The 20,587-nt window shown below is 69.8% G+C and carries 18 protein-coding genes and 2 tRNA genes; 14 read left to right on the top strand and 6 right to left on the bottom strand.

Annotated features, from left to right (window positions below; all coding sequences use genetic code 11):
- Positions 1-3: 3 nt before the first annotated feature.
- The 4 genes from NS3_RS16155 to NS3_RS16140 are packed head-to-tail and all read left to right on the top strand — an operon-like array spanning position 4 to position 3,897.
- Positions 4-1,143 carry an acyl-CoA dehydrogenase family protein gene (locus NS3_RS16155; protein ID WP_067860459.1) on the top strand — a complete coding sequence of 380 codons (1,140 nt, stop codon included), beginning with the start codon at positions 4-6 and terminating at the stop codon, positions 1,141-1,143.
- Complete coding sequence (locus NS3_RS16150) at positions 1,140-2,210, top strand: enoyl-CoA hydratase/isomerase family protein (protein WP_067860457.1); 1,071 nt, start codon at positions 1,140-1,142, stop codon at positions 2,208-2,210. The genes NS3_RS16155 and NS3_RS16150 overlap by 4 nt, the downstream gene beginning before the upstream one ends.
- Positions 2,207-3,106, top strand: coding sequence for a 3-hydroxyisobutyrate dehydrogenase (gene mmsB, locus NS3_RS16145; protein WP_084495609.1), 900 nt, complete (start codon positions 2,207-2,209; stop codon positions 3,104-3,106). The genes NS3_RS16150 and mmsB overlap by 4 nt, the downstream gene beginning before the upstream one ends.
- Positions 3,103-3,897, top strand: coding sequence for an enoyl-CoA hydratase (locus tag NS3_RS16140; RefSeq protein ID WP_067860455.1), 795 nt, complete (start codon positions 3,103-3,105; stop codon positions 3,895-3,897). The genes mmsB and NS3_RS16140 overlap by 4 nt, the downstream gene beginning before the upstream one ends.
- A 146-nt stretch (positions 3,898-4,043) precedes the next feature.
- Here NS3_RS16140 and NS3_RS16135 read toward each other — a convergent pair whose 3' ends face one another.
- The 3 genes from NS3_RS16135 to NS3_RS16125 form a co-directional block, all read right to left on the bottom strand.
- Positions 4,044-4,907, bottom strand: a complete 864-nt coding sequence (locus NS3_RS16135) for a DUF6159 family protein (RefSeq protein WP_157101374.1) — start codon at positions 4,905-4,907, stop codon at positions 4,044-4,046.
- Between the two features lie 68 nt (positions 4,908-4,975).
- Positions 4,976-6,061, bottom strand: a complete 1,086-nt coding sequence (locus NS3_RS16130) for an Hsp70 family protein (RefSeq protein ID WP_067860451.1) — start codon at positions 6,059-6,061, stop codon at positions 4,976-4,978.
- A gap of 69 nt (positions 6,062-6,130) precedes the next feature.
- Entirely contained in the window at positions 6,131-6,691 is a 561-nt protein-coding gene (locus NS3_RS16125) for a MarR family winged helix-turn-helix transcriptional regulator (protein WP_067860649.1), read from the bottom strand.
- Between the two features lie 150 nt (positions 6,692-6,841).
- Here NS3_RS16125 and NS3_RS16120 point away from each other — a divergent pair.
- A tRNA-Cys gene (locus NS3_RS16120) sits at positions 6,842-6,913 on the top strand.
- A gap of 134 nt (positions 6,914-7,047) precedes the next feature.
- Here the strand turns inward: NS3_RS16120 and NS3_RS16115 are convergent.
- The 3 genes from NS3_RS16115 to NS3_RS16105 all read right to left on the bottom strand — a co-directional run bounded on the left by NS3_RS16115 (position 7,048) and on the right by NS3_RS16105 (position 8,905).
- Positions 7,048-7,120: transfer RNA gene (locus NS3_RS16115), tRNA-Arg, on the bottom strand.
- A gap of 115 nt (positions 7,121-7,235) precedes the next feature.
- Positions 7,236-7,997, bottom strand: a complete 762-nt coding sequence (locus tag NS3_RS16110) for a DUF305 domain-containing protein (protein ID WP_067860647.1) — start codon at positions 7,995-7,997, stop codon at positions 7,236-7,238.
- A gap of 14 nt (positions 7,998-8,011) precedes the next feature.
- Positions 8,012-8,905 (bottom strand): thioredoxin-like domain-containing protein, encoded by an 894-nt coding sequence (locus NS3_RS16105; protein ID WP_067860449.1) that lies wholly within the window; start codon positions 8,903-8,905, stop codon positions 8,012-8,014.
- 106 nt (positions 8,906-9,011) lie between these two features.
- On the opposite strand from NS3_RS16105, the gene argS reads away from it, so the two are divergent.
- From argS to prmC, 9 genes are all read left to right on the top strand, one after another.
- Positions 9,012-10,670: an arginine--tRNA ligase gene (gene argS / locus NS3_RS16100; protein WP_067860447.1), complete on the top strand. Its 1,659-nt coding sequence runs from the start codon at positions 9,012-9,014 to the stop codon at positions 10,668-10,670.
- Positions 10,670-12,121 carry a diaminopimelate decarboxylase gene (gene lysA / locus NS3_RS16095; protein WP_067860445.1) on the top strand — a complete coding sequence of 484 codons (1,452 nt, stop codon included), beginning with the start codon at positions 10,670-10,672 and terminating at the stop codon, positions 12,119-12,121. The genes argS and lysA overlap by 1 nt, the downstream gene beginning before the upstream one ends.
- A complete protein-coding gene (locus tag NS3_RS16090; RefSeq protein ID WP_067860443.1) occupies positions 12,121-13,476 on the top strand; it encodes a homoserine dehydrogenase in 1,356 nt (451 codons plus the stop codon). The genes lysA and NS3_RS16090 overlap by 1 nt, the downstream gene beginning before the upstream one ends.
- On the top strand, positions 13,473-14,567 hold the full coding sequence (gene thrC, locus NS3_RS16085; RefSeq protein ID WP_067860441.1) for a threonine synthase: 1,095 nt from the start codon (positions 13,473-13,475) through the stop codon (positions 14,565-14,567). Before NS3_RS16090 ends, thrC begins: the two co-directional genes overlap by 4 nt.
- A 25-nt stretch (positions 14,568-14,592) precedes the next feature.
- Positions 14,593-15,540, top strand: a complete 948-nt coding sequence (gene thrB, locus NS3_RS16080) for a homoserine kinase (protein WP_067860439.1) — start codon at positions 14,593-14,595, stop codon at positions 15,538-15,540.
- 308 nt (positions 15,541-15,848) lie between these two features.
- A complete protein-coding gene (gene rho / locus NS3_RS16075; protein WP_067860437.1) occupies positions 15,849-17,978 on the top strand; it encodes a transcription termination factor Rho in 2,130 nt (709 codons plus the stop codon).
- A 248-nt stretch (positions 17,979-18,226) separates the two neighbouring features.
- Positions 18,227-18,460: a 50S ribosomal protein L31 gene (rpmE, locus tag NS3_RS16070; protein ID WP_067860646.1), complete on the top strand. Its 234-nt coding sequence runs from the start codon at positions 18,227-18,229 to the stop codon at positions 18,458-18,460.
- 108 nt (positions 18,461-18,568) lie between these two features.
- Positions 18,569-19,639 (top strand): peptide chain release factor 1, encoded by a 1,071-nt coding sequence (prfA, locus tag NS3_RS16065; protein WP_067860435.1) that lies wholly within the window; start codon positions 18,569-18,571, stop codon positions 19,637-19,639.
- A gap of 55 nt (positions 19,640-19,694) precedes the next feature.
- Complete coding sequence (prmC, locus tag NS3_RS16060) at positions 19,695-20,585, top strand: peptide chain release factor N(5)-glutamine methyltransferase (RefSeq protein ID WP_067860433.1); 891 nt, start codon at positions 19,695-19,697, stop codon at positions 20,583-20,585.
- Positions 20,586-20,587: the final 2 nt, after the last annotated feature.

Below are 20,587 nucleotides of genomic sequence, written 5' to 3'. Positions count from 1 at the left end.
GCGATGTTCACTCTCGACGAGGACGAACGGGCGATCCGCGACACCGCGCGCGAATTCGCCGACGAGTTCCTTGCGCCGAACGCGCTGGAATGGGACGAGAAGAAGCACTTCCCGGTGGACGTGCTGCGCAAGGCCGGGCCGCTCGGGCTCGGCGGCATCTACGTCGGTGAGGAGTTCGGCGGCTCGGGCCTGCGCAGGCTCGACGCGGTCCGCATCTTCGAGCAGCTGTCCACCGGCTGCCCGGCGGTCGCCGCCTACATCTCCATCCACAATATGGCGACGTGGATGATCGACGCCTACGGCTCCGAGGAGCAGCGCGCCCGCTGGCTGCCCGGCATGACCTCGATGGAACTGCTCGGCAGCTACGCGCTGACCGAGCCGGGGGTCGGCTCGGACGCGGCGGCGCTGAGCACCAAGGCCGTGCGCGACGGTGACGACTACATCCTCAACGGCGCCAAGCAGTTCATCTCCGGCGCGGGCGCCAACGACGTCTACGTGATGATGGTGCGCACGGGCGAGGACGGCGCGCGCGGTATCTCGGCGCTGATCATCCCGGCCGACACCCCCGGGCTGTCGGTCGGGCCGAACGAGAAGAAGATGGGCTGGAACGCCCAGCCCACCCGTCAGGTGATCCTCGAGGACGCGCGGGTGCCGGTCGCCAATCGCCTCGGCGAGGAGGGCGACGGCTTCCGCATCGCGATGAACGGGCTCAACGGCGGACGGCTGAACATCGCCGCCTGCTCGATGGGCGGCGCGCAAGCCGCGCTGGACAAGACCGTTCCCTACCTCACCGAGCGGCAGGCGTTCGGCAAGCCGCTGGTGCGCAACCAGGCGCTGCAGTTCGAATTGGCGGATATGCGCACCGAACTGGAGGCGGCCAGGACGCTGCTGTGGCGGGCGGCGGCCGCGCTGGACGCGGACGCGCCCGACAAGGTGGAGCTGTGCGCGATGGCGAAGCGTTTCGCCACCGACGTGGGCTTCGAGGTCGCCAACAAGGCCCTGCAAATGCACGGCGGCTACGGTTACCTGGCCGAATACGGCTTGGAGAAGATCGTCCGGGATCTGCGCGTGCACCAGATCCTCGAGGGCACCAACGAGATCATGCGGGTGGTCGTCGCCCGCTCGGTCGTAGGAGCAGCATGACCACCGAACCAGAAGTCTTGATCGACAAGCGTGACGGCCTCGGCCTGATCACGCTCAACCGGCCCAAGGCCATCAACGCGCTGAATCATCCGATGGCGCTGGCCATCACCGACGCGCTGCGGTCCTGGGCCGACGACGACGAGGTCCGCACCGTCGTCGTCACCGGCGCGGGTGAGCGCGGCCTGTGCGCGGGCGGCGACATCGTCGCCATCCACGCCGACGCCAAGTCCGGCGGCGCGAACGCCGACTCGCCCACCGGTGTGTTCTGGCGCGACGAGTACATCCTCAACGCGCTCATCGGCAGCTACCCCAAGCCGTACGTCGTGGTCATGGACGGCATCGTGATGGGCGGCGGCGTCGGTTTGTCCGGGCACGGCAGCCACCGCATCGTCACCGAGCGCTCCAAGATCGGCATGCCCGAGGTCGGCATCGGTTTCGTTCCCGACGTGGGCGGCACCTACCTGCTCTCGCGCGCGCCGGGGGAGATCGGCACGCACGTGGCGCTGACCACCGCCAGGATGACCGCGGGCGACGCCATCGCCACCGGCTTCGCCGACTACTTCGTCAGCTCGGAGAACATCCCGGCGTTGCTGGACACCCTGCGCACCGAGCCCGCCGACATCGCGATCGCCAAGTTCGCCACGGCCGCACCGGAATCCGGCCTGGCCGCCCAGCGCGACTGGATCGACGCCTGCTACGGCGCGGGCACGGTGGAGGAGATCGTGTCCCGCCTGGAGACCGCCGACGCGCCGGAGGCGAGGGCGGCGGCAGCCGAGATCCTGGCGAAATCGCCTGTCGCGCTGAAGGTCACGCTGCGTTCGCTGCGCGCCGCGCGCGAGCTGACCAGCCTGGAGGCGGTGCTGAACGAGGAGTACCGCGTGTCCATCGCCTCGCTCGGCTCCCACGACCTGGTCGAGGGCATCCGCGCGCAGGTGATCGACAAGGACCGCAACCCGCAATGGAACCCGGCGACCCTCGCCGATGTCACCGACGAACAGGTCGCGGCCTACTTCGTCGAACTCGGTGACAGGGAACTGGGTCTGGTGACCCCGGAGGCACAGCAGTGAGCAAGAAGATCGGATTCCTCGGCCTGGGCAATATGGGCGGGCCGATGGCCGCCAACCTGGTGAAGGCCGGCTACGACGTCGTCGCCTTCGACCCGGCCCCGGCCGCGCAGGAGCAGGCCCGCACCGACGGCGCCACCGTCGTCACCACCGCCGTCGAGGCCGCGGCGGGCCGCGAGATCGTCATCACCATGCTGCCCAACGGCAAGCTGGTGCTCGACGTCTACGCCGACCTGCTGCCGGTCGCCGACCCCGGCACGCTGTTCATCGACTGCTCGACCATCGACGTCGCCGACGCCAAGGCCGCCGCCGAGAAGGCCGTCGCGGCCGGTCACCGCGCGGTCGACGCCCCGGTCTCCGGCGGTGTCGCCGGTGCGGCCGCGGGCACGCTGACCTTCATGGTCGGCGGGCAGGAGGCCGACTTCGCCGCCGCGCTGCCGGTGCTCGAGGTGATGGGCGGCAAGGTCGTGCACTGCGGTGGCGCGGGTGTGGGCCAGGCCGCCAAGATCTGCAACAACATGCTGCTGGGCATCTCGATGGTGGCGCTGTCGGAGGCGCTGGTACTGGGCGAGAAGCTGGGCCTGAGCCACCAGTCCTTCTTCGACGTGGTCTCCACCGCCTCGGGCCAGAGCTGGGCGCTGACCAGCTACTGCCCGGTGCCCGGTCCGGTTCCGGCCAGCCCGGCCAACAACGACTACAAGCCGGGCTTCGCCACCGCGCTGATGACCAAGGACCTGGGTCTGGCCGCCAACGCGTTGCGTGACAACGGCGTCGACGGGCAGCTCGGCGCGCTCGCCGCCGAGATCTACACCCGGTTCAACCAGACCGACGGCCACCGTGACTTCTCGGCTATCGTCACCGATGTCCGCAACCGTTCCGAGCAAGAGGGTGACAAGTGACCGACTTCGAGACGATTCTGCTCGAGCGCAGGCCCAACAGCGCAGGCAAGGGCGCGGTCGGCTGGATCACGCTGAACCGTCCCAAGGCGCTCAACGCCCTCAACGCGCAGGTGCTCGACGACATCATCGCCGCCCTCGACGAGCTCGAGCGTGACGACGAGATCGGCGCGGTCGTCATCACCGGTTCGGAGCGGGCCTTCGCCGCGGGCGCCGACATCAAGGAAATGCAGCCCAAGACGTACATGGACATGTTCATGGACGACTACTTCGCGCGTTGGGAGCGGCTGGCCAACTTCCGCAAGCCCACCATCGCGGCTGTGGCGGGCTACGCCCTCGGCGGCGGCTGCGAGCTGGCGATGATCTGCGACATCCTGCTCGCCGCCGACACCGCCAAGTTCGGCCAGCCCGAGATCAAGCTGGGCGTCATCCCCGGCATCGGCGGCTCCCAGCGCCTGACCAGGGCCGTCGGCAAGGCCAAGGCCATGGATCTGGTGCTGACCGGCCGCAATATGGACGCCGAGGAAGCCGAGCGGGCCGGTCTGGTCTCGCGCATCGTGCCCGCGGCCGAGCTGCTCGACACCGCCCAGCAGGTCGCCGAGACCATCGCCTCGATGTCGGTGCCGGTCACCATGATCGCCAAGGAAGCGGTCAACCGCTCCTTCGAGACCACCCTGTCCGAGGGGCTGCGTTTCGAGCGCCGGGTCTTCCACTCGCTGTTCGCGATCGAGGACCAGAAGGAAGGCATGGCGGCCTTCGTGGAGAAGCGGCCCGCCCAGTTCGGCAACCGCTGACCTCCCGCTTCTCGGCAACGGCCCACGCGCTACCGCAGCACGTGGGCCGTTGCCGTTTCCGGGCAGATCTCACGGACGCAGCGCCCCGCTGCGCGTAGGCGGAGTACACCCTCGGCCCGCGCTGATTCGCGCGGGCACGAGCCGGACTACCGGTAGCCGTCGTAGTGGTCCGCGGGGAAGTCCCCGCTGTGGAAGGCGCGGGCGAGGTCCATGCCCGCGAAGGCCGGGGGAGTGCGACCGTCCACGGCGTAGCGGTACAGCGCGGCCGAGTAGACGGTGTTGGCGGCGGAGTAGAAGGCCAGCACGGTGATGAAAGCACCGAGGCCGAGCCAGCAGCCGACCGTCGAGAGCAGCACACCGCCGACGAGTTCGTCGGCCAGCGCGCCGAGGACGGTGCCGATCAGCATGCTCAGCAGGCCGCCCGCCAGGACGAGGACGTAGCCGAGGGTGCCCAGACGGGTGGTGCTCGCGACGCCGGGACCCCAGACACGCGCGTGGCATTCCCGGGCGGCGCGCACCGCCTCGACCGGGCCACGACGTTCCAGCACGATCATCGGCAGCACCAGATAGGCGATGTCCGACCACGGGGTGGCCCGATTCGGCCCCGGCACACCGGGCTCGCGGGCGGTGCGTTCGAACAACCGCAGCACCGGCAGCACGATCGCGACCGCCAGGGCCCAGGGCAGCAGCGCGAAGAAACGGGACCGGCCCGCGCGCCGCCCGGCCTTCGGGTCGGCCCAGCCGCCGCGCAGCACATTGTCGGCCTGGGTGATCAGGCCCGCGTTGCCCACGACAGTCATCGTCACGCACAGCAGATACACCACGAACACCGTCGGATACGGGATCGGGGAGGCTACCCCGAGGCCGGTGAAGAACAGGGTGGCGAAGGCCGCGCCGGTGAAGCCGAGCCCGACCAGCGCCGAGGCGACCGGGAACGAACGCAGTCCGCGATGCGCGCGCAGGACGGCATTGGCGGTGGTGTACATCGTTCGAGCGGTCGTGTACGACACGTGAGGTTCCCCCGGGGGTCGAGCGGTCGATCGGTCCGCCGCCCATGCTAGCCACGCGCCTGCGCGACTCAGTTCGTCGGCGAGGGATTCGCCGGTGCGGACTCCACCGTCAGCGGGATGATCAGGGTCGGGGTCGAATCGGTGTCCTGCGTGGGGTCGGTGTCCCGGCCGAACACGAGCAGCCCGGCGACCGTCGCGCCGAGGCCGAGGGTCACCACGGCGGCGGTGATCAGCTTCCAGCGCCCGACTCCCCGCGCGGTGGTTGAGCCGGTGCCCGCGGGCGTCACCGGATCGGTGCGCAGGCGCGGCATGTGCACGTCGCCGGAGGGGCGCTCGGCGGCCAGCAGCACCGCTCCCCGCGCCGAGACGTGCTCGGGCTCGGGGTCGTAGACGATCGGCAGATCGATCACCTCCGCGAGTTCCTCGCACACGATCGGGCTGCGCGCGCAGCCACCGACCAGCACCAACGCTTCCGGCCGCGTGCCGGTCCGCTCGATCAGCCGCTGGACCGTCGTCGCCGACCGGCGCACCCCCTCGGTGAGCAGTTCGGCGAGATCGCTGTGGGTGAGCACGGCGCGCCCGCCGGAACCGGGGTCGATGGCGGTGACCACCCGGGCGGTGCTGAGTTCTTCGCGGTGGCGGCGGGCGGCGGCACGGTCGGAATGCACCCCGGCCTGGGCGAGCCGGTTGCGCAGCAGCGCGTCGTAGTCGTCGCCGCCGGGGGAGTTGCTGTGATCGATCGCCATGACGGCGTCGGCACGAGTGTCGACCTGGGTGAGGGTCAGGCCCGAGCTGCCCAGGTCGTAGATGACGACCGAACCCGATCCCGGCAGTCGCCCGGTGAAGCGCAGGTAGCGCAGCTGGGCCAGCGGCTCGTCGACGATTGTGAGCCTGCGTCTGCCCGCCGCGCGCCGGACGCTCTCGGCGTGCTCGGGGCAGCGGCAGGTCACCGCGGTGCTGGCGATCAGCTCGTCGCGGTGCTGCGCCGACAAGCTCATCAGCCGGATGACCTCGAAGACCGCCTCGTCGACATCGGCACCGGGGCGGCGGTCGACCGCGCAGGAATCGATGGGCGGCAGGTGCGGCTGGTCGGAATGGGTGAGGATCGCCCGCGCGCCACCCGCGCCCGCGGAAACCCCCAAGACCAGCACCATGGCGTCAATGGTGGCCCTTTTCCGGCCGAGTGCCAAGACGAAGGTGCAGGTGCTCGACCGGTCGGCCGATCAGCCGCCATCCGGTGTCGAACCGCCCGCCCAGCGGACCGGGGAACCGTCGGTGTCGAAGTCGCCCGCCGCGTGTCGGAACTCGGCCAGCAGCTGTAACAGCGTGCCGAGCCGGTCCGGTGCCAGCCCCGGTTGCGCGAAGACCTTGGCGTTGAGTTCCTCCGTCGCGACCGCCACGGATTTCCTTCCCGCATCGGTGATTTCGATGAGTGTGGCCCGGCGGTCGCTGGGATGTGGGACACGCGTGACCAATCCGGCCGCCTCCAGCCGGTCCACCGTGTTGGTGACGCTGGTGGGATGGACCTGCAACCGCGCGCTGGCCTTGGCCATCGGCAGCGCTCCGGTCTTGCTGAAACTCAACAGCCGCAACAGTTCGTAGCGCGAGAAGGTCAGTCCGGTCGGCTTGAGCGCCTCGTCGACCCGGGCCATCACGATCTGCTGTGCGCGCACCAGCGAGGTCACCACGGCCATTCCGTCGGCGGCTTCGCCCCAGCCGTGATCGACCCACTGGCGGCGGGCCTCCTCGATCGGATCGAGCGGAAGCGGACGTGGCGCAGACATGCGTTCGATCATCGCACGTCGGCCGCCGTCGGCGGCGATTCCGCGGTACTCGGTATGCCCGATTCGCACGAATCGCCGTCGAGCATTGGAATCAGGGTGACCGTAACTCTCGCCCCGCCGCCCCGCCGCCGGGCAGTCTGTACAGGCCGTGCGGGCGTGGCTGAGAGGTTCAGGCAACGGTCTGCAAAGCCGTCTACGCGGGTTCGATTCCCGCCGCTCGCTCAACGCTGCCGGTGCGCCCTCGGCAGAGCCCGATCGAGGATTCCTCCCCGATCGGGCTCTGTCGGTGGTTCCGCACTCACATCGAGACGAAAGAGCCCGATCGACGGACGTCGATCGGGCTCTTTCATGGTCTGTGCCCTCGGCAGGATTCGAACCTGCGGCCTTCTGCTCCGGAGGCAGACGCTCTATCCCCTGAGCTACGAGGGCGGGATAGACGCCGATCCGAGCTGTGAGACCGCTCGATCGGGCGGGCCAAGCGTAGCGCATGGCCCGCCGCGACGCCAAAACGGTGCCGCGACGGGCCAGTTGAGGGACCGAGCGGTCACTCGAGGGGAAGCGGGGTGCCGCCGCGGGCGGTGAGCATGTCGGTGAGCAGTTCGGATTCGGCGGCCTGGCTGGCGGCCATACCGGCCGAGAAGGTACGCACGGCGGTGGTGGCGGCGTGCTCGCCCGCGTACTCGAGCATCGGGATTCCGCCCTGGTGATGGCGCAGCATCAGGCTCAGGAACAGGGTGTCGAGTTCGGGGGAGGAGGCGCGGCGCAGAGCTTCGAGGTCGTCGCGCGAGGCCATGCCCGGCATGGTGTCGACCGGGCCGGTGTGCTCGCTCCCGCCGTGCCGATGACCGCCGGCGTCGGTCATCCAGCCCATGTGGCCCTCGACGGTCTGCGCGGATTCGTTCCACATCTGTAGCCAGCCCTGCATACGGCCGATCTGGTTCGCCTGCGTGGTGAGGATGTCGTAGGCGAGGGTGCGTACCTCGGTGTCGGTCGAGCGGGTGAGCGCGATACCCGCCATCTCCACGGCTTGGTTGTGGTGGGCGGACATGTCCTGCAGGAAACCGATGTCGACGGCGTTCGGGTCGGGCTCGGCGTGGCCGTCGAGCGGGAGCCGGATCACCACGCCGATCACCACGCCGAGCAGGATCGCGGCGACGGCGCCGAATACGAGCGCCGCGGTGCCGGGTCGGCGCTGCCCGCTGCCCGCCCGGCCTTCCCCGGGCCCGGCGGGAGCGTTCCGCTCGGTGTCGGTCGTCGCGGTGTCGGTCGTCGCCGCGTCGGTCGTCTCCGTGTTCGGATCGCTCATGTCGTCGCGGGCGGTCATTCGCCGGGCAGCGGCTGGGCGGGCAGCTGCCCGGCGGGCAGACCGGGCATGCCCGGCAGGCTCGGTACGCCGGGGATCATGCCGCCCGCGCCCGCGGTCGGGTCGGTGGCGACATCGGAGCCGTCGACGGCCTTGGCATCCGGACCCGGCGGCGTCGGATCGAACGGGGTCGGGTTGTCCCGGTCGAACATCGGGTTGGAGCAGGAGCCGCCGACCTCGGGGTGGGTGTAGGGATTCTGGCGCAGCGCGGTGATGAACTGGTTGACGCGCGGATCGTCGGCGCTGTCCAGCTTCAGCTGATGGCCCCAGGACTGCAGCGCGATCGGCGAATCCAGATCCGGGTACGGCGACATGAACGTGTAGGCCTTGCCGTCGACCTTGCTCTCCAAGGTGTCGATGGCGGCGTTGTCGACCTTGTCCGGGTTGTAAGCGATCCACACCGCCCCGTGCTCGAGGGAGTGCACGGCGTTCTCGTTGCGCATGGCCTGGCTGTAGACCGTGCCGCTGCAGTCGGCCCACTCGGAGTCGTGCGACCCGCCGAAGGGCGGCTTCTGGTCGTAGCCGACGCGGTCGGTGGGCAGCACGTGCTTACCGGTGGTCTTGCTGTAGTCGACGGTGACCACGCCGTCGATCTCCAGGGCCGGATCCTGCTGCTCGGCGCTGGGCGTGTACTTCGCCAGCTCGGCCTGCTCGCGGTACTTGGGCACCAGGCTGTAGGCCAGCGCACCGATCAATGCGATGATTACCGCCGCCGCACCGATCGCCATCCACGGGATCTGACGGTTCCCCGGAAGGCCGCCCTTACCACCGCCCGGAGTACGGGACGAAGAAGTCTTGCCCGCGGCTCGCACGGCCTTGGCCGACTTCGAGGCGCTCTTGCTACTCGGCATCGCTCGTGTGCTCTCTCGCTGTGATGAACCGTGTGGTTCGGCCGGAAGGTCGGCGGCGGTGCCCGCCCGAAGGTGTTCACCTGCCCAGACCATAGGATAGAGACTCGTGACTCCAGCTGACCTTGCAGATCTCCTTCACGCCACTGCGGCGAAGGTGCTCGTCGAGCGTGGGCTCGATCCCACCGTGCTGCCTGACGAGGTCACTGTGGAGCGTCCGCGTAACCCCGAACACGGCGACTATGCCACGAATCTGGCGATGAAGGTGGCGAAGAAGGCGGGCGCGAACCCGCGCGATCTGGCCGGCTGGCTGGCCGACGCGCTGACCTCCGCCGACGGCGTGACCTCCGCCGAAGTGGCCGGCCCCGGCTTCCTCAACATCCGCCTGGCGGCCGCGGCGCAGGGCACGGTGCTCGAGCGGGTGCTGGCCGCGGGCGCGGCCTACGGCACCTCCGAGGCGCTGTCCGGTCTGAAGATCAACCTGGAATTCGTCTCGGCGAACCCGACCGGGCCGGTGCATCTGGGCGGCACCCGCTGGGCCGCGGTCGGCGACGCGCTGGGCCGGGTCCTGCTCGCCCAGGGCGCCGAGGTGACCAGGGAGTACTACTTCAACGACCACGGCGCGCAGATCGACCGGTTCGCCGCCTCGCTGGTCGCCGCCGCGACCGGACAGCCGACCCCGGAGAACGGCTACGCGGGCGCCTACATCGGTGAGATCGCCGAGCAGATCGTGGCGGCCCATCCGGACGCGCCGAACCTGCCCGAGGCGGCGCGGCACGAGCTGTTCCGCGCCGAGGGCGTGGAGCTGATGTTCACCCACATCAAGCAGACGCTGCACGATTTCGGCACCGACTTCGACGTCTACTTCAACGAGAGTTCGCTGTTCGCCTCCGGTGCCGTCGAGGCGGCCGTCGAGCAGCTCAAGTCCTCCGGCGACCTGTACCAGAAGGACGGCGCGTGGTGGATCGCCAGCTCCGAGTACGGCGACGACCAGGACCGCGTGGTCATCAAGAGCGACGGCAACGCCGCCTACATCGCCGGTGACATCGCCTACTTCCAGAACAAGCGCAAGCGCGGTTTCGACCTGTGCATCTACATGCTCGGCGCCGACCACCACGGCTACATCGGCCGGTTGAAGGCCGCCGCCGCCGCGTTCGGCGACGACCCGGCCACCGTCGAGGTGCTCATCGGCCAGATGGTGAACCTGGTGCGCGACGGTCAGGCCGTGCGGATGAGCAAGCGCGCGGGCACCGTGGTTACCCTCGACGACCTGGTCGAGGCCATCGGCGTGGACGCCGCGCGCTACGCGCTGGTGCGCTGGTCGGTGAACTCCAGCGTCGACATCGACCTGAACCTGTGGACCAGCCAGAAGAACGAGAACCCGGTCTACTACGTGCAGTACGCGCACGCCAGGACCGCGTCGATCGGCCGCAATGCCGCCGCCTTCGACTACGCGAGCGTGACCCCGGACCTGTCCCAGCTCACCGCCGACGAGGAAGGCGAGCTGATCCGCACGATCGGCGAGTACCCGCGGGTGGTGTCGAGCGCGGCGAGCCTGCGCGAACCGCACCGGGTGGCCCGCTACCTGGAAGAACTGGCCGGCGCCTACCACCGGTTCCAGACCAACGCCAAGCTGCGCGTGCTGCCGCTGGGTGACGAGCCGGTCTCCCCGCTCAACGCCGCGCGGCTGGTCATGGTCAACGCCACCCGGCAGGTGCTGGCCAACGGCCTGGCCCTGCTCGGCGTGAGCGCGCCGGAGCAGATGTGATGAGCGTGCATCCCGCCGGTCCCCGGCACGCCGAACTCAGTGGCGGTTCCGCGAGTGAGTCGACCCGTCTTCCGCACGCCCCGGCCCTGCCGATGCGGCCGTCCGATGCGCGGCAGCTGATCGACCTGCCCGCGAACGTCTGGCCGCGCAATGCCGTGCGTGACGACACCGACGAAGTGCGACTGGCCGGTGTGCCGGTCCGCGAGCTGGCCGAGGAATTCGGCACGCCGCTGTTCGTGATCGACGAGGACGATTTCCGCTCCCGCTGCCGCGACATGGCGCGTGCCTTCGGCCCCAGCGCCCGAGTGCACTACGCCTCCAAGGCTTTCCTGTGCGGCGCGATCGCCCGCTGGATCGACGAAGAGGGACTGTCGCTGGACGTGGCCTCCGGCGGCGAGCTGGCGGTGGCGTTGCACGCCGGTTTCCCCGCCGAGCGAATCACCTTGCACGGCAACAACAAGTCCATCGCCGAACTCGAAGCCGCGGTGACCGCCGGAGTCGGGCATGTGGTCATCGATTCGATGATCGAGATCGAGCGCCTCGACGCCGTCGCGCGCCGCGCCGGTGTGGTGCAGGACGTGCTGGTGCGGATCACCGTCGGCGTGGAAGCCCATACCCACGAATACATCTCGACCGCGCACGAGGATCAGAAGTTCGGCTTCTCGATCGCGGGCGGCGACGCGATGGAGGCCCTGGCCCGGGTCTTCGAGGCAGGTAATCTGCGCCTGGTGGGCCTGCACTCGCACATCGGCTCGCAGATCTTCGAGATCGACGGCTTCGAGATCGCCGCCCGGCGCATTCTCGGCCTGCTGCGCGAGGCCGTCGACAAGTTCGGCGCCGAGCGCACTGCCCAGATCGCGACCCTGGATCTCGGCGGTGGCCTCGGCATCGCCTACCTGCCCGACGACGATCCGCCGCCGCTGGCGGAGTTCGCGGCCAATCTGCGGCGGGTCGTCGCCGAGGAAGCCGCCCGCGCGGGCCTGCCCGAGCCCGCTATCGCGGTGGAGCCGGGGCGCGCCATCGCGGGACCGGGCACGGTCACCGTCTACGAGGTCGGCACCGTCAAGGACGTCTCACTCGACGGCGGAGTGCGCAGGCGCTACATCAGCGTCGACGGCGGCATGAGCGACAACATCCGTCCCGCGCTCTACCAGGCCGAGTACGACTGCCGGCTGGTCTCGCGGGCGTCGGACGCGCCCGCCGTGGTGGCACGTGTGGTCGGAAAGCACTGCGAGAGCGGTGACATCGTCATCCGTGACACCTGGATGCCCGCCGATGTGGGGCCGGGCGATCTGATCGCGGTGGCCGCCACCGGCGCGTACTGCTATTCCATGTCCAGCCGGTACAACCAGCTGACGCGTCCGGCGGTCGTCGCCGTGCGCGACGGCCGGGCCCGGTTGGTGCTGCGCCGGGAGACGGTGGCGGATCTGCTGAGTCTGGAGGTTGAGTGATGACCGAAGCGGCCAACAACGGCGCCTGGGGGACCGATCGTCCGATCGGTGTCGCGGTGCTCGGTATGGGCAACGTCGGCACCGAGGTCGTGCGCATCCTGCGCGAGCACGCCGATGACCTGCGCGCCCGTGTCGGCGCCCCGGTGATCCTGCGCGGCGTCGCGGTGCGCGATCTCGGCAAGGACCGCGGCATCCCCGCCGAACTGCTGACCACCGACGCCGAGGCGCTGGTCGCGCGCGACGACGTCGACCTGGTGGTCGAGGTCGTCGGCGGCATCAATCCGGCGCGCGCGCTGATCCTGTCGGCACTGAACTCCGGCAAGTCGGTGGTGACCGCCAACAAGGCGCTGCTGGCCGACTACACCGGCGAGCTCGCCGCCGCCGCCGAGCGCAACCGCGCCGACCTGTACTTCGAGGCCGCGGTGGCGGGCGCGATCCCGGTGGTGCGCCCGCTCATCCAGTCGCTGTCCGGCGACCGGGTCAACCGGGTGGTCGGCATCGTCAACGGCACCACCAACTTCATCCTCTCGGCGATGGACGAGACCGGCGCGGACTACTCCGCCACCCTGGCCGAGGCCACCCGCCTCGGGTACGCCGAAGCCGATCCGACCGCCGATGTCGAGGGATACGACGCCGCCGCCAAGGCCGCCATCCTGGCCTCGCTGGCCTTCCACACCCGCGTCACCGCCGCCGACGTCTACCGCGAGGGCATTTCCGAGATCAGCGCGGAGGATCTCGAGACCGCCTCGGCGCTGAACTGCACGGTCAAACTGCTGGCAATCTGCGAGCGGGTCCCCGCGGGACCGGGCGAGCCCACCCCCGCCGAGGGCGGCAAGGAACGCGTGTCGGTGCGGGTCTACCCGGCGCTGATCCCGCGCAAGCATCCGCTGGCGGCGGTGACCGGCGCCTTCAACGCCGTGGTCGTGGAGGCCGAGAACGCGGGCAGGCTGATGTTCTACGGTCAGGGCGCCGGTGGCGCGCCGACGGCATCGGCGGTGCTCGGCGATCTGGTGATGGCCGCCCGCAACAAGTTCTTCGGTGGCCGCGCTCCGGGCGAATCGGTTTATGCTGAGCTACCGATCGCGCCGATCGGCGACACGCCCACCCGCTATCACGTCAACCTGCAGGTCGAAGACCGTCCCGGTGTTCTGGCCAAGGTGGCGGGCGAATTCGCCAAGCACGAGGTCAGCATCTCGACGGTCCGCCAGGAAGGACACGGCGAGGGCGCTCGGCTGGTCGTCGTGACTCACCACGCCGTGGAGTCGGCGCTCGCGGACACCGTCGCCGCCCTCGCGGAGATGGAGTCCGTCACATCCGTGACAAGTGTCCTGAGACTGGAAGGCACCGAAGAATGAGTACCGCAGGCGTCGCCCCGCAGGCAGGCGTGCATTCCCGCTGGCCGGGTCTGATCGCCGCCTACCGTGACCGGCTCGAGGGCGCGGCCGACTGGGAGCCGGTCACCCTGTTCGAGGGCGGCACCCCGTTGGTGCCCGCGCCGTACCTGTCCGAGCTGACCGGGTGCGAGGTCTACCTCAAGGTCGAGGGCGCCAACCCGACCGGGTCGTTCAAGGACCGCGGCATGACCATGGCCATGACCGACGCCAAGTACCGCGGTCAGAAGGCCGTGCTGTGCGCGTCCACCGGCAACACCTCGGCCTCGGCGGCGGCCTACGCCACCCGCGCGGGCATGACCTGCGCGGTGCTGATCCCGCAGGGCAAGATCGCGATGGGCAAGCTGGCCCAGGCCGTCATGCTCGGCGCGCAGATCATCCAGGTCGAGGGCAACTTCGACGACTGTCTCGAGCTGGCCCGCAAGGTCACCTCGGAGTTCCCGTCCATCGGCCTGGTGAACTCGGTGAACCCGGCGCGCATCGAGGGACAGAAGACCGCGTCCTTCGAGATCTGCGATGTGCTCGGCAAGGCGCCCGACGTGCACGCGCTGCCGGTCGGCAACGCGGGCAACATCACCGCGTACTGGCGCGGCTACCGCGAGTACTTCGCCGACGGCGTCACCGGTTCGCTGCCGCGCATGCTCGGTGTGCAGGCCGCCGGGGCCGCGCCGCTGGTCAACGGGGCGCCGGTCAAGGATCCCGAGACGATCGCCACGGCCATCCGCATCGGCGCGCCCGCCTCGTGGAACGGCGCGGTCACTGCCAAGGAGGAGTCGGGCGGCGCATTCCATGCGGCCACCGACGAGGAGATCCTCGAGGCCTACCGCCTGGTCGCGGCCAGGGAAGGCGTGTTCGTCGAGCCCGCCTCGGCCGCTTCCGTCGCGGGCCTGCTCGCCGCGCGCAAGGACGGCTGGCTCGAGCCCGGCCTGACCGTGGTCTGCACGGTCACCGGCAACGGTCTCAAGGATCCCGACACCGCGCTGCTGGGCATGCCGCAGGTCGAGGCGATCGCCGTGGATCCGGTGGCCGTGGCCGCCCGTCTCGAGCTGGCCTGAGTTGAAATCGCGCGTACCCCAGACGATGACACGGACGCTGCCCGCCGGTCTCACCGTGACCGCGCGGGTGCCCGCCTCGAGTGCCAACCTCGGGCCCGGATTCGATTCGCTCGGAATGGCTTTGGGCATCTACGACGAAATCGAGGTCCGCACCACCGATTCCGGGCTGAACATCCGGGTCGAGGGCGAGGGCGCCGACGACGTGCCGTGGGGCCCGACGCATCTGGTGGTGCGGGCGATCGAGCGCGGACTCGAGCACGCGGGCGTCTGGGCCGACGGCCTCGACGTGGTGTGCCGCAACGTGATTCCACATTCGCGCGGTCTGGGTTCGTCGGCTTCGGCGGTGGTCGGCGGTTTGGCTGCCGGCTCCGGGCTCGCCGCCCGCCTCGATCCGGATCTGGCCGCGGGCGCCGATCAATTGGTGCAGCTGGCCTCGGAATTCGAGGGACACCCGGACAACGCGGCGGCCAGCGTCCTCGGCGGCATCGTCGTTTCCTGGACCGAGACCTCGGCCGAGGTCGGGGTCGAGGTGCCCGACCACGGCCGGGTGTACCGGGCCGTGCGACTGGACCCGCATCCGGCGCTGCGTCCGGTGGTGCTCATCCCCGAGGTGCGCTCCTCCACCGCGCACACCCGCGGCCTGCTGCCGGACACGGTGCCGCACGGCGACGCCGCGTTCAATGTCAGCAGGGCCGCGCTGGCCGTGGTGGCGCTCACCACCCGCCCGGAACTGTTGATGCCCGCGACCGTCGACCGGTTGCACCAGGCCCAGCGTGCCCCCGCGCTGCCGGTGACGACCCGGTGGATCGAACGACTGCGCGCGGCGGGTATCCCGGCCACCGTCTCGGGCGCGGGACCCACCGTCTTGGCCCTCGCCACCAGCGACTTTCCGGTCGAGCTCAGGGAACTCGCGGCGGCCGAGGGGCTGCGGGTGATCGAGCCGGGACTGGCCGAGGGCGTCCGGGTGAGCTGACGGCGAGTCCGTCTTGCCGAGTTTCACCGACTCCAGCTATCCTGGGCAAGTCCGTACATCGTGCGCATCAGACGCCGGTGCTTCATCAGGGCAATCGCTCCAGCAGGCTCCAGGCTCGAGCCTCCAGGCCATGGGGGTACTGCGTAGCTGTGCAACTGGAATGATCTCTCCCACCTTTCACCACCGGTGGCGAAGCCTCCGGTCCGGCGGAGCAGGCGATACGGCAACACCGAGTCCGGCACAGTGCCCGGACTGCGGACGAACCCCTCGACTCAGCACACGGCATTCGAGGGAAGGAAAGGATTTCCGTGACAGATACGGACCTGCTCGCGACACCCGGGGTGGATTCCAACCCAAGTTCCTCGGGCGGCCGCGAAAGTGAATCCGGACAGATTTCGAAGATGAGCGAACATACCGACGTCGCACGATCGGGGCTGACTGGGATGTTGTTGCCGCAGTTGCGCGCCCTCGCCGGAGAGCTCGGAATCCGAGGCACCTCCGGGATGCGCAAGGGCGATCTGATCGCCGCCATCAAAGAAAATCAGGCAGGCAAGGCCGCCAAGTCCGACAAGCCGGCTCGCTCCGACGCGAAGGCCGAGCAGACCGCTCTCGAGGTGCCGGCTCCGGCCAAGGGCAAGCCGACCGAGCCGAAGGACGTCGAGGACAGAGGCGCCCAGCACAAGGGGGCCCAGGACAAGGGCGCCGCGAAGGCTGCCGAGGGCAAGGGCGCCGAGGTGAAGGCCGCCGCCGAGGCCGAGGACGCCGCGCCGAGCGCGCAGGCCGCCGCCTCGACGCAGGCGCCCGCCGCGCAGCCCGACTCTGCCGCGGGAGAAGCCCAGACCCTCTCCGAGGGTGGCGAGGACTCCGGTCGCGAGCCGGGGCAGCGTGGTCGTGGCCGTCAGCGGCGTGGTCGTGAACAGGGCCGCTCCAGCGGGGACAATGCCGAAGCGCAGGAGTCGAAGTCCGACGGGGACTCCGGCGACCGCAGGCGCGAGCGCAACCAGGGGCAGGGCGATCGCAACCAGCAGGGTGAGCGCGGTCAGCAAGGTGATCGCGGCCAGCAGGGTGATCGCAACCAGGGTGATCGTGGTCAGCAAGGCGACCGTGGCCAGCAGGGTGATCGCAACCAGGGTGATCGCGGTCAGCAGGGCGGCGGTCGCAACGACGCGCGTGGCGGAGACGACGACGAAAGCGGTCGTGGACGGCGAGGACGCCGGTTCCGTGAGCGTCGCCGCGGGCGTGAACGCGAAGGTGGCGGCGGTGAGAGCCGTGAGCTCGAGATCCGCGAGGACGACGTGCTGCAGCCGGTCGCGGGCATCCTCGACGTGCTGGACAACTACGCCTTCGTGCGCACCTCGGGGTACCTGGCCGGGCCCAACGACGTCTACGTGTCGATGAACCTGGTCCGCAAGAACGGTCTGCGCCGCGGTGACGCGATCACCGGCGCGGTGCGCGCCCCGCGCGACGGCGAGCAGGGCAGCCAGCGTCAGAAGTTCGATCCGCTGGTGCGGCTGGACACCGTCAACGGCGGCGACGTCGAGGCGGCCAAGCGCCGACCGGAGTTCAGCAAGCTGACCCCGCTGTACCCGAATCAGCGGCTGCGGCTGGAAACTCAGCCCAACAAGCTGACCACACGCGTGATCGACCTGATCATGCCGATCGGCAAGGGCCAGCGTGCGCTGATCGTGTCCCCGCCGAAGGCCGGCAAGACCACGATCATGCAGGACATCGCCAACGCGATCGCGACCAACAACCCCGAGTGCTACCTGATGGTGGTGCTGGTCGACGAACGTCCCGAAGAGGTCACCGATATGCAGCGTTCGGTGAAGGGTGAGGTCATCGCCTCCACCTTCGACCGTCCGCCGAGCGATCACACCTCGGTCGCCGAGCTGGCCATCGAGCGGGCCAAGCGCTTGGTCGAAATGGGCAAAGACGTGGTGGTGCTGCTCGACTCGATCACTCGATTGGGCCGGGCGTACAACAACTCCTCGCCCGCTTCCGGCCGCATCCTCTCCGGTGGTGTCGACTCGACCGCGCTGTACCCGCCCAAGCGGTTCCTCGGCGCGGCGCGCAATATCGAGAACGGCGGCTCGCTGACGATCATCGCCACCGCGATGGTGGAGACCGGTTCGACCGGTGACACGGTGATCTTCGAGGAGTTCAAGGGCACCGGCAACGCCGAGCTCAAGCTGGACCGCAAGATCGCCGAGCGGCGCGTGTTCCCCGCGGTGGACGTCAACCCGTCCGGTACCCGCAAGGACGAGCTGCTGCTGAGCCCCGACGAGGCCGCGGTGCTGCACAAGCTGCGCCGTGTGCTCTCCGGCCTGGACTCGCACCAGGCGATCGACCTGCTGATCGACCGCCTCAAGAAGTCGAAGAACAACCTCGAGTTCCTGATGCAGGTCAGCAAGACCGCGCCGGGCGCGCTGGACGAGTAGTCCGAGCCGATCGGTGACACACCCGACGAGGGCCCCGCACACACGCGGGGTCCTCGTCGGGTTCTGCCCGGAGGTGGGGAACAAAGCGCACGCCAGGGGTGTTTTGGGAGGGTGACGACGGTTCTGGCATACTGGACCGCCGTGCGTCCGCCGCGTTCCGCGGACATCCCGCCTAGTCGGTCCCGGTTCACGTCCCGATCGTCACCATGATCGTGGGCGACCCGGCGGCCAATATCGAGAGGACACCCATGAAGGCCGGAATTCACCCGACCTACGTCGACACCAATGTCGTCTGCGGTTGTGGCAACACCTTCCAGACTCGCAGCACCAAGCAGTCCGGACAGATCACCGTCGAGGTCTGCTCGCAGTGCCATCCGTTCTACACCGGCAAGCAGAAGATCCTGGACACCGGCGGTCGCGTGGCCCGCTTCGAGGCCCGCTACGGCAAGCGCGCGGGCAAGAAGGCCGACGACGCCAAGTAGCTTCCTCGCCGACGCCCGGTCCTGCATCGCAGGCCCGGGCGTCGGTGTTTTCCCCACCCCATCAGGGTCGCTGTCCGCAGGGCCCGAATCCGAGGAAGAGGAAGCAGCATGACGCAGCCGTCCGCGATCGACGACATCCTGGCCGAGCACGCGGGACTGGAGACCCAGCTGGCCGATCCGGCGCTGCACAACGACCCGTCGGCCGCCCGCCGGGTCGGCAAGCGATTCGCCGAACTCGCCCCGGTCATGGCCACCTACCGCAAGCTCGAGTCCGCCAAGGACGATCTGAGCGCGGCCAGGGAGCTCGCCGCCGACGATGCCTCCTTCGCCGCCGAGGTTCCCGAGCTGGAACGCCAGGTCGAGGAATTCGAGCAGGCGCTGGCCGATCTGCTGGCTCCGCGCGACCCGCACGACGGCGACGACGTGGTGCTCGAGGTGAAGTCCGGCGAAGGCGGCGAGGAATCCGCGCTGTTCGCCGCCGATCTGGCCCGGATGTACATCCGCTATGCCGAGCAGCGCGGCTGGCGGGTGGAGGTGCTCGACGCCACGGTTTCCGACCTGGGTGGATACAAGGAAGCGACGCTGTCGATCAAGAGCCGCGACGCCGCGCGCGACGGCGTGTGGTCGCGATTCAAGTTCGAGGGCGGCGTGCACCGGGTGCAGCGCGTGCCGGTCACCGAGTCGCAGGGCCGCATCCACACCTCGGCCGCGGGCGTGCTCATCTACCCCGAGCCCGACGAGGTGGCCGAGGTGCAGATCGACGACACGGAGCTGCGCATCGATGTCTACCGGTCCTCCGGCAAGGGCGGCCAGGGCGTCAACACCACCGACTCGGCGGTGCGCATCACCCACCTGCCCACCGGCATCGTGGTGACCTGCCAGAACGAGCGTTCGCAGCTGCAGAACAAGGCCCGCGCCATGCAGGTGCTCGCGGCGCGGTTGCAGGCGCTGGCCGAGGAGCAGGCCGAGCAGGAGGCCGCGGCCGGGCGCGCCGTGCAGGTGCGCACCGTGGATCGCTCCGAGCGCATCCGCACCTACAACTTCCCGGAGAACCGGATCACCGATCACCGCATCGGCTACAAGTCGCACAACCTCGACGCGGTCCTCGACGGCGACCTCGACGCCCTGCTCGACGCGCTCGGCAAGGCCGACCGCGAGGCACGCATGGCCGCCGAGTGACCTCGATTCCGGCGTCCCGCGCCTCACTGTGCCCGACTTCGGGCACAGTGGGAGCGTGAGCAGAACAGCGTTGCGCCCGGTCATCGAATCCGCGTCGGAGAAACTGCGCTCGGCGGGGGTGGCCAGCCCCCGCGCGGACGCCGAACTGCTGGCCGCCCACCTGCTGGGCGTCGAGCGTCCGCGCCTGGCGTTGGTGCCGATGGTCGAGGCGAGCGTGCTCGAGCGCTACCAGGAACTCGTCGACCGCCGGGTGCGCCGCGAGCCGTTGCAGTATCTGACCGGCGTCGCGGCGATGGGGGAGATCGAACTCGCGGTCGGGCCGGGGGTGTTCGTGCCGCGCCCGGAGACCGAGCTGCTGTTCGCGTGGGCACTGGCGCACCTGGAATCGCTGCCGCACGATCATCAGCCGATCGTGGTCGACCTGTGCACCGGTTCGGGCGCGCTCGCCCTGGCCGTCGCGCACGCCAGGCCGGACGCCCGGGTGCACGCCGTCGAGATCGATCCCGACGCCCTGATCTGGGCTCGGCGCAACGCCGACGCCCGGATCGCCGACGGCGACACCCCGATCGTCCTGCACGCCGACGACGTCACCGACCCCGACCTGCTCACCGAGCTGAACGGCCGCGTCGACCTGGTGCTCGCGAATCCGCCCTACATCCCCGACGGCGCCGAACTCGAGCCCGAGGTCGCCGATCACGACCCGCATCGCGCGCTGTTCGGCGGCCCGGACGGTCTCGACGTGGTCCGCGCGATGCTGCCGACCGTGACGCGCCTGCTGCGCCCGGGCGGCGCCACCGGCATCGAGCACGACGACACCAACGGCTCGGCCCTGGCCGCTCTGCTGAGCGACAGCCGTGCGTTCACCGAGGTCGTCGAGCACCCCGACCTCGCGGGCCGGCCGCGTTTCGTCGTGGCGCGCAGGACGACGCCGGGTGACCCGGCCTGACC

The organism is Nocardia shimofusensis NBRC 100134 (assembly GCF_001613125.1).
In the GTDB taxonomy this organism is placed as follows: Bacteria; Actinomycetota; Actinomycetes; order Mycobacteriales; family Mycobacteriaceae; genus Nocardia; species Nocardia shimofusensis.
The sequence above is the reverse complement of the archived record's forward strand: the minus strand, read 5'-3'. Positions and strand labels throughout refer to the sequence as shown.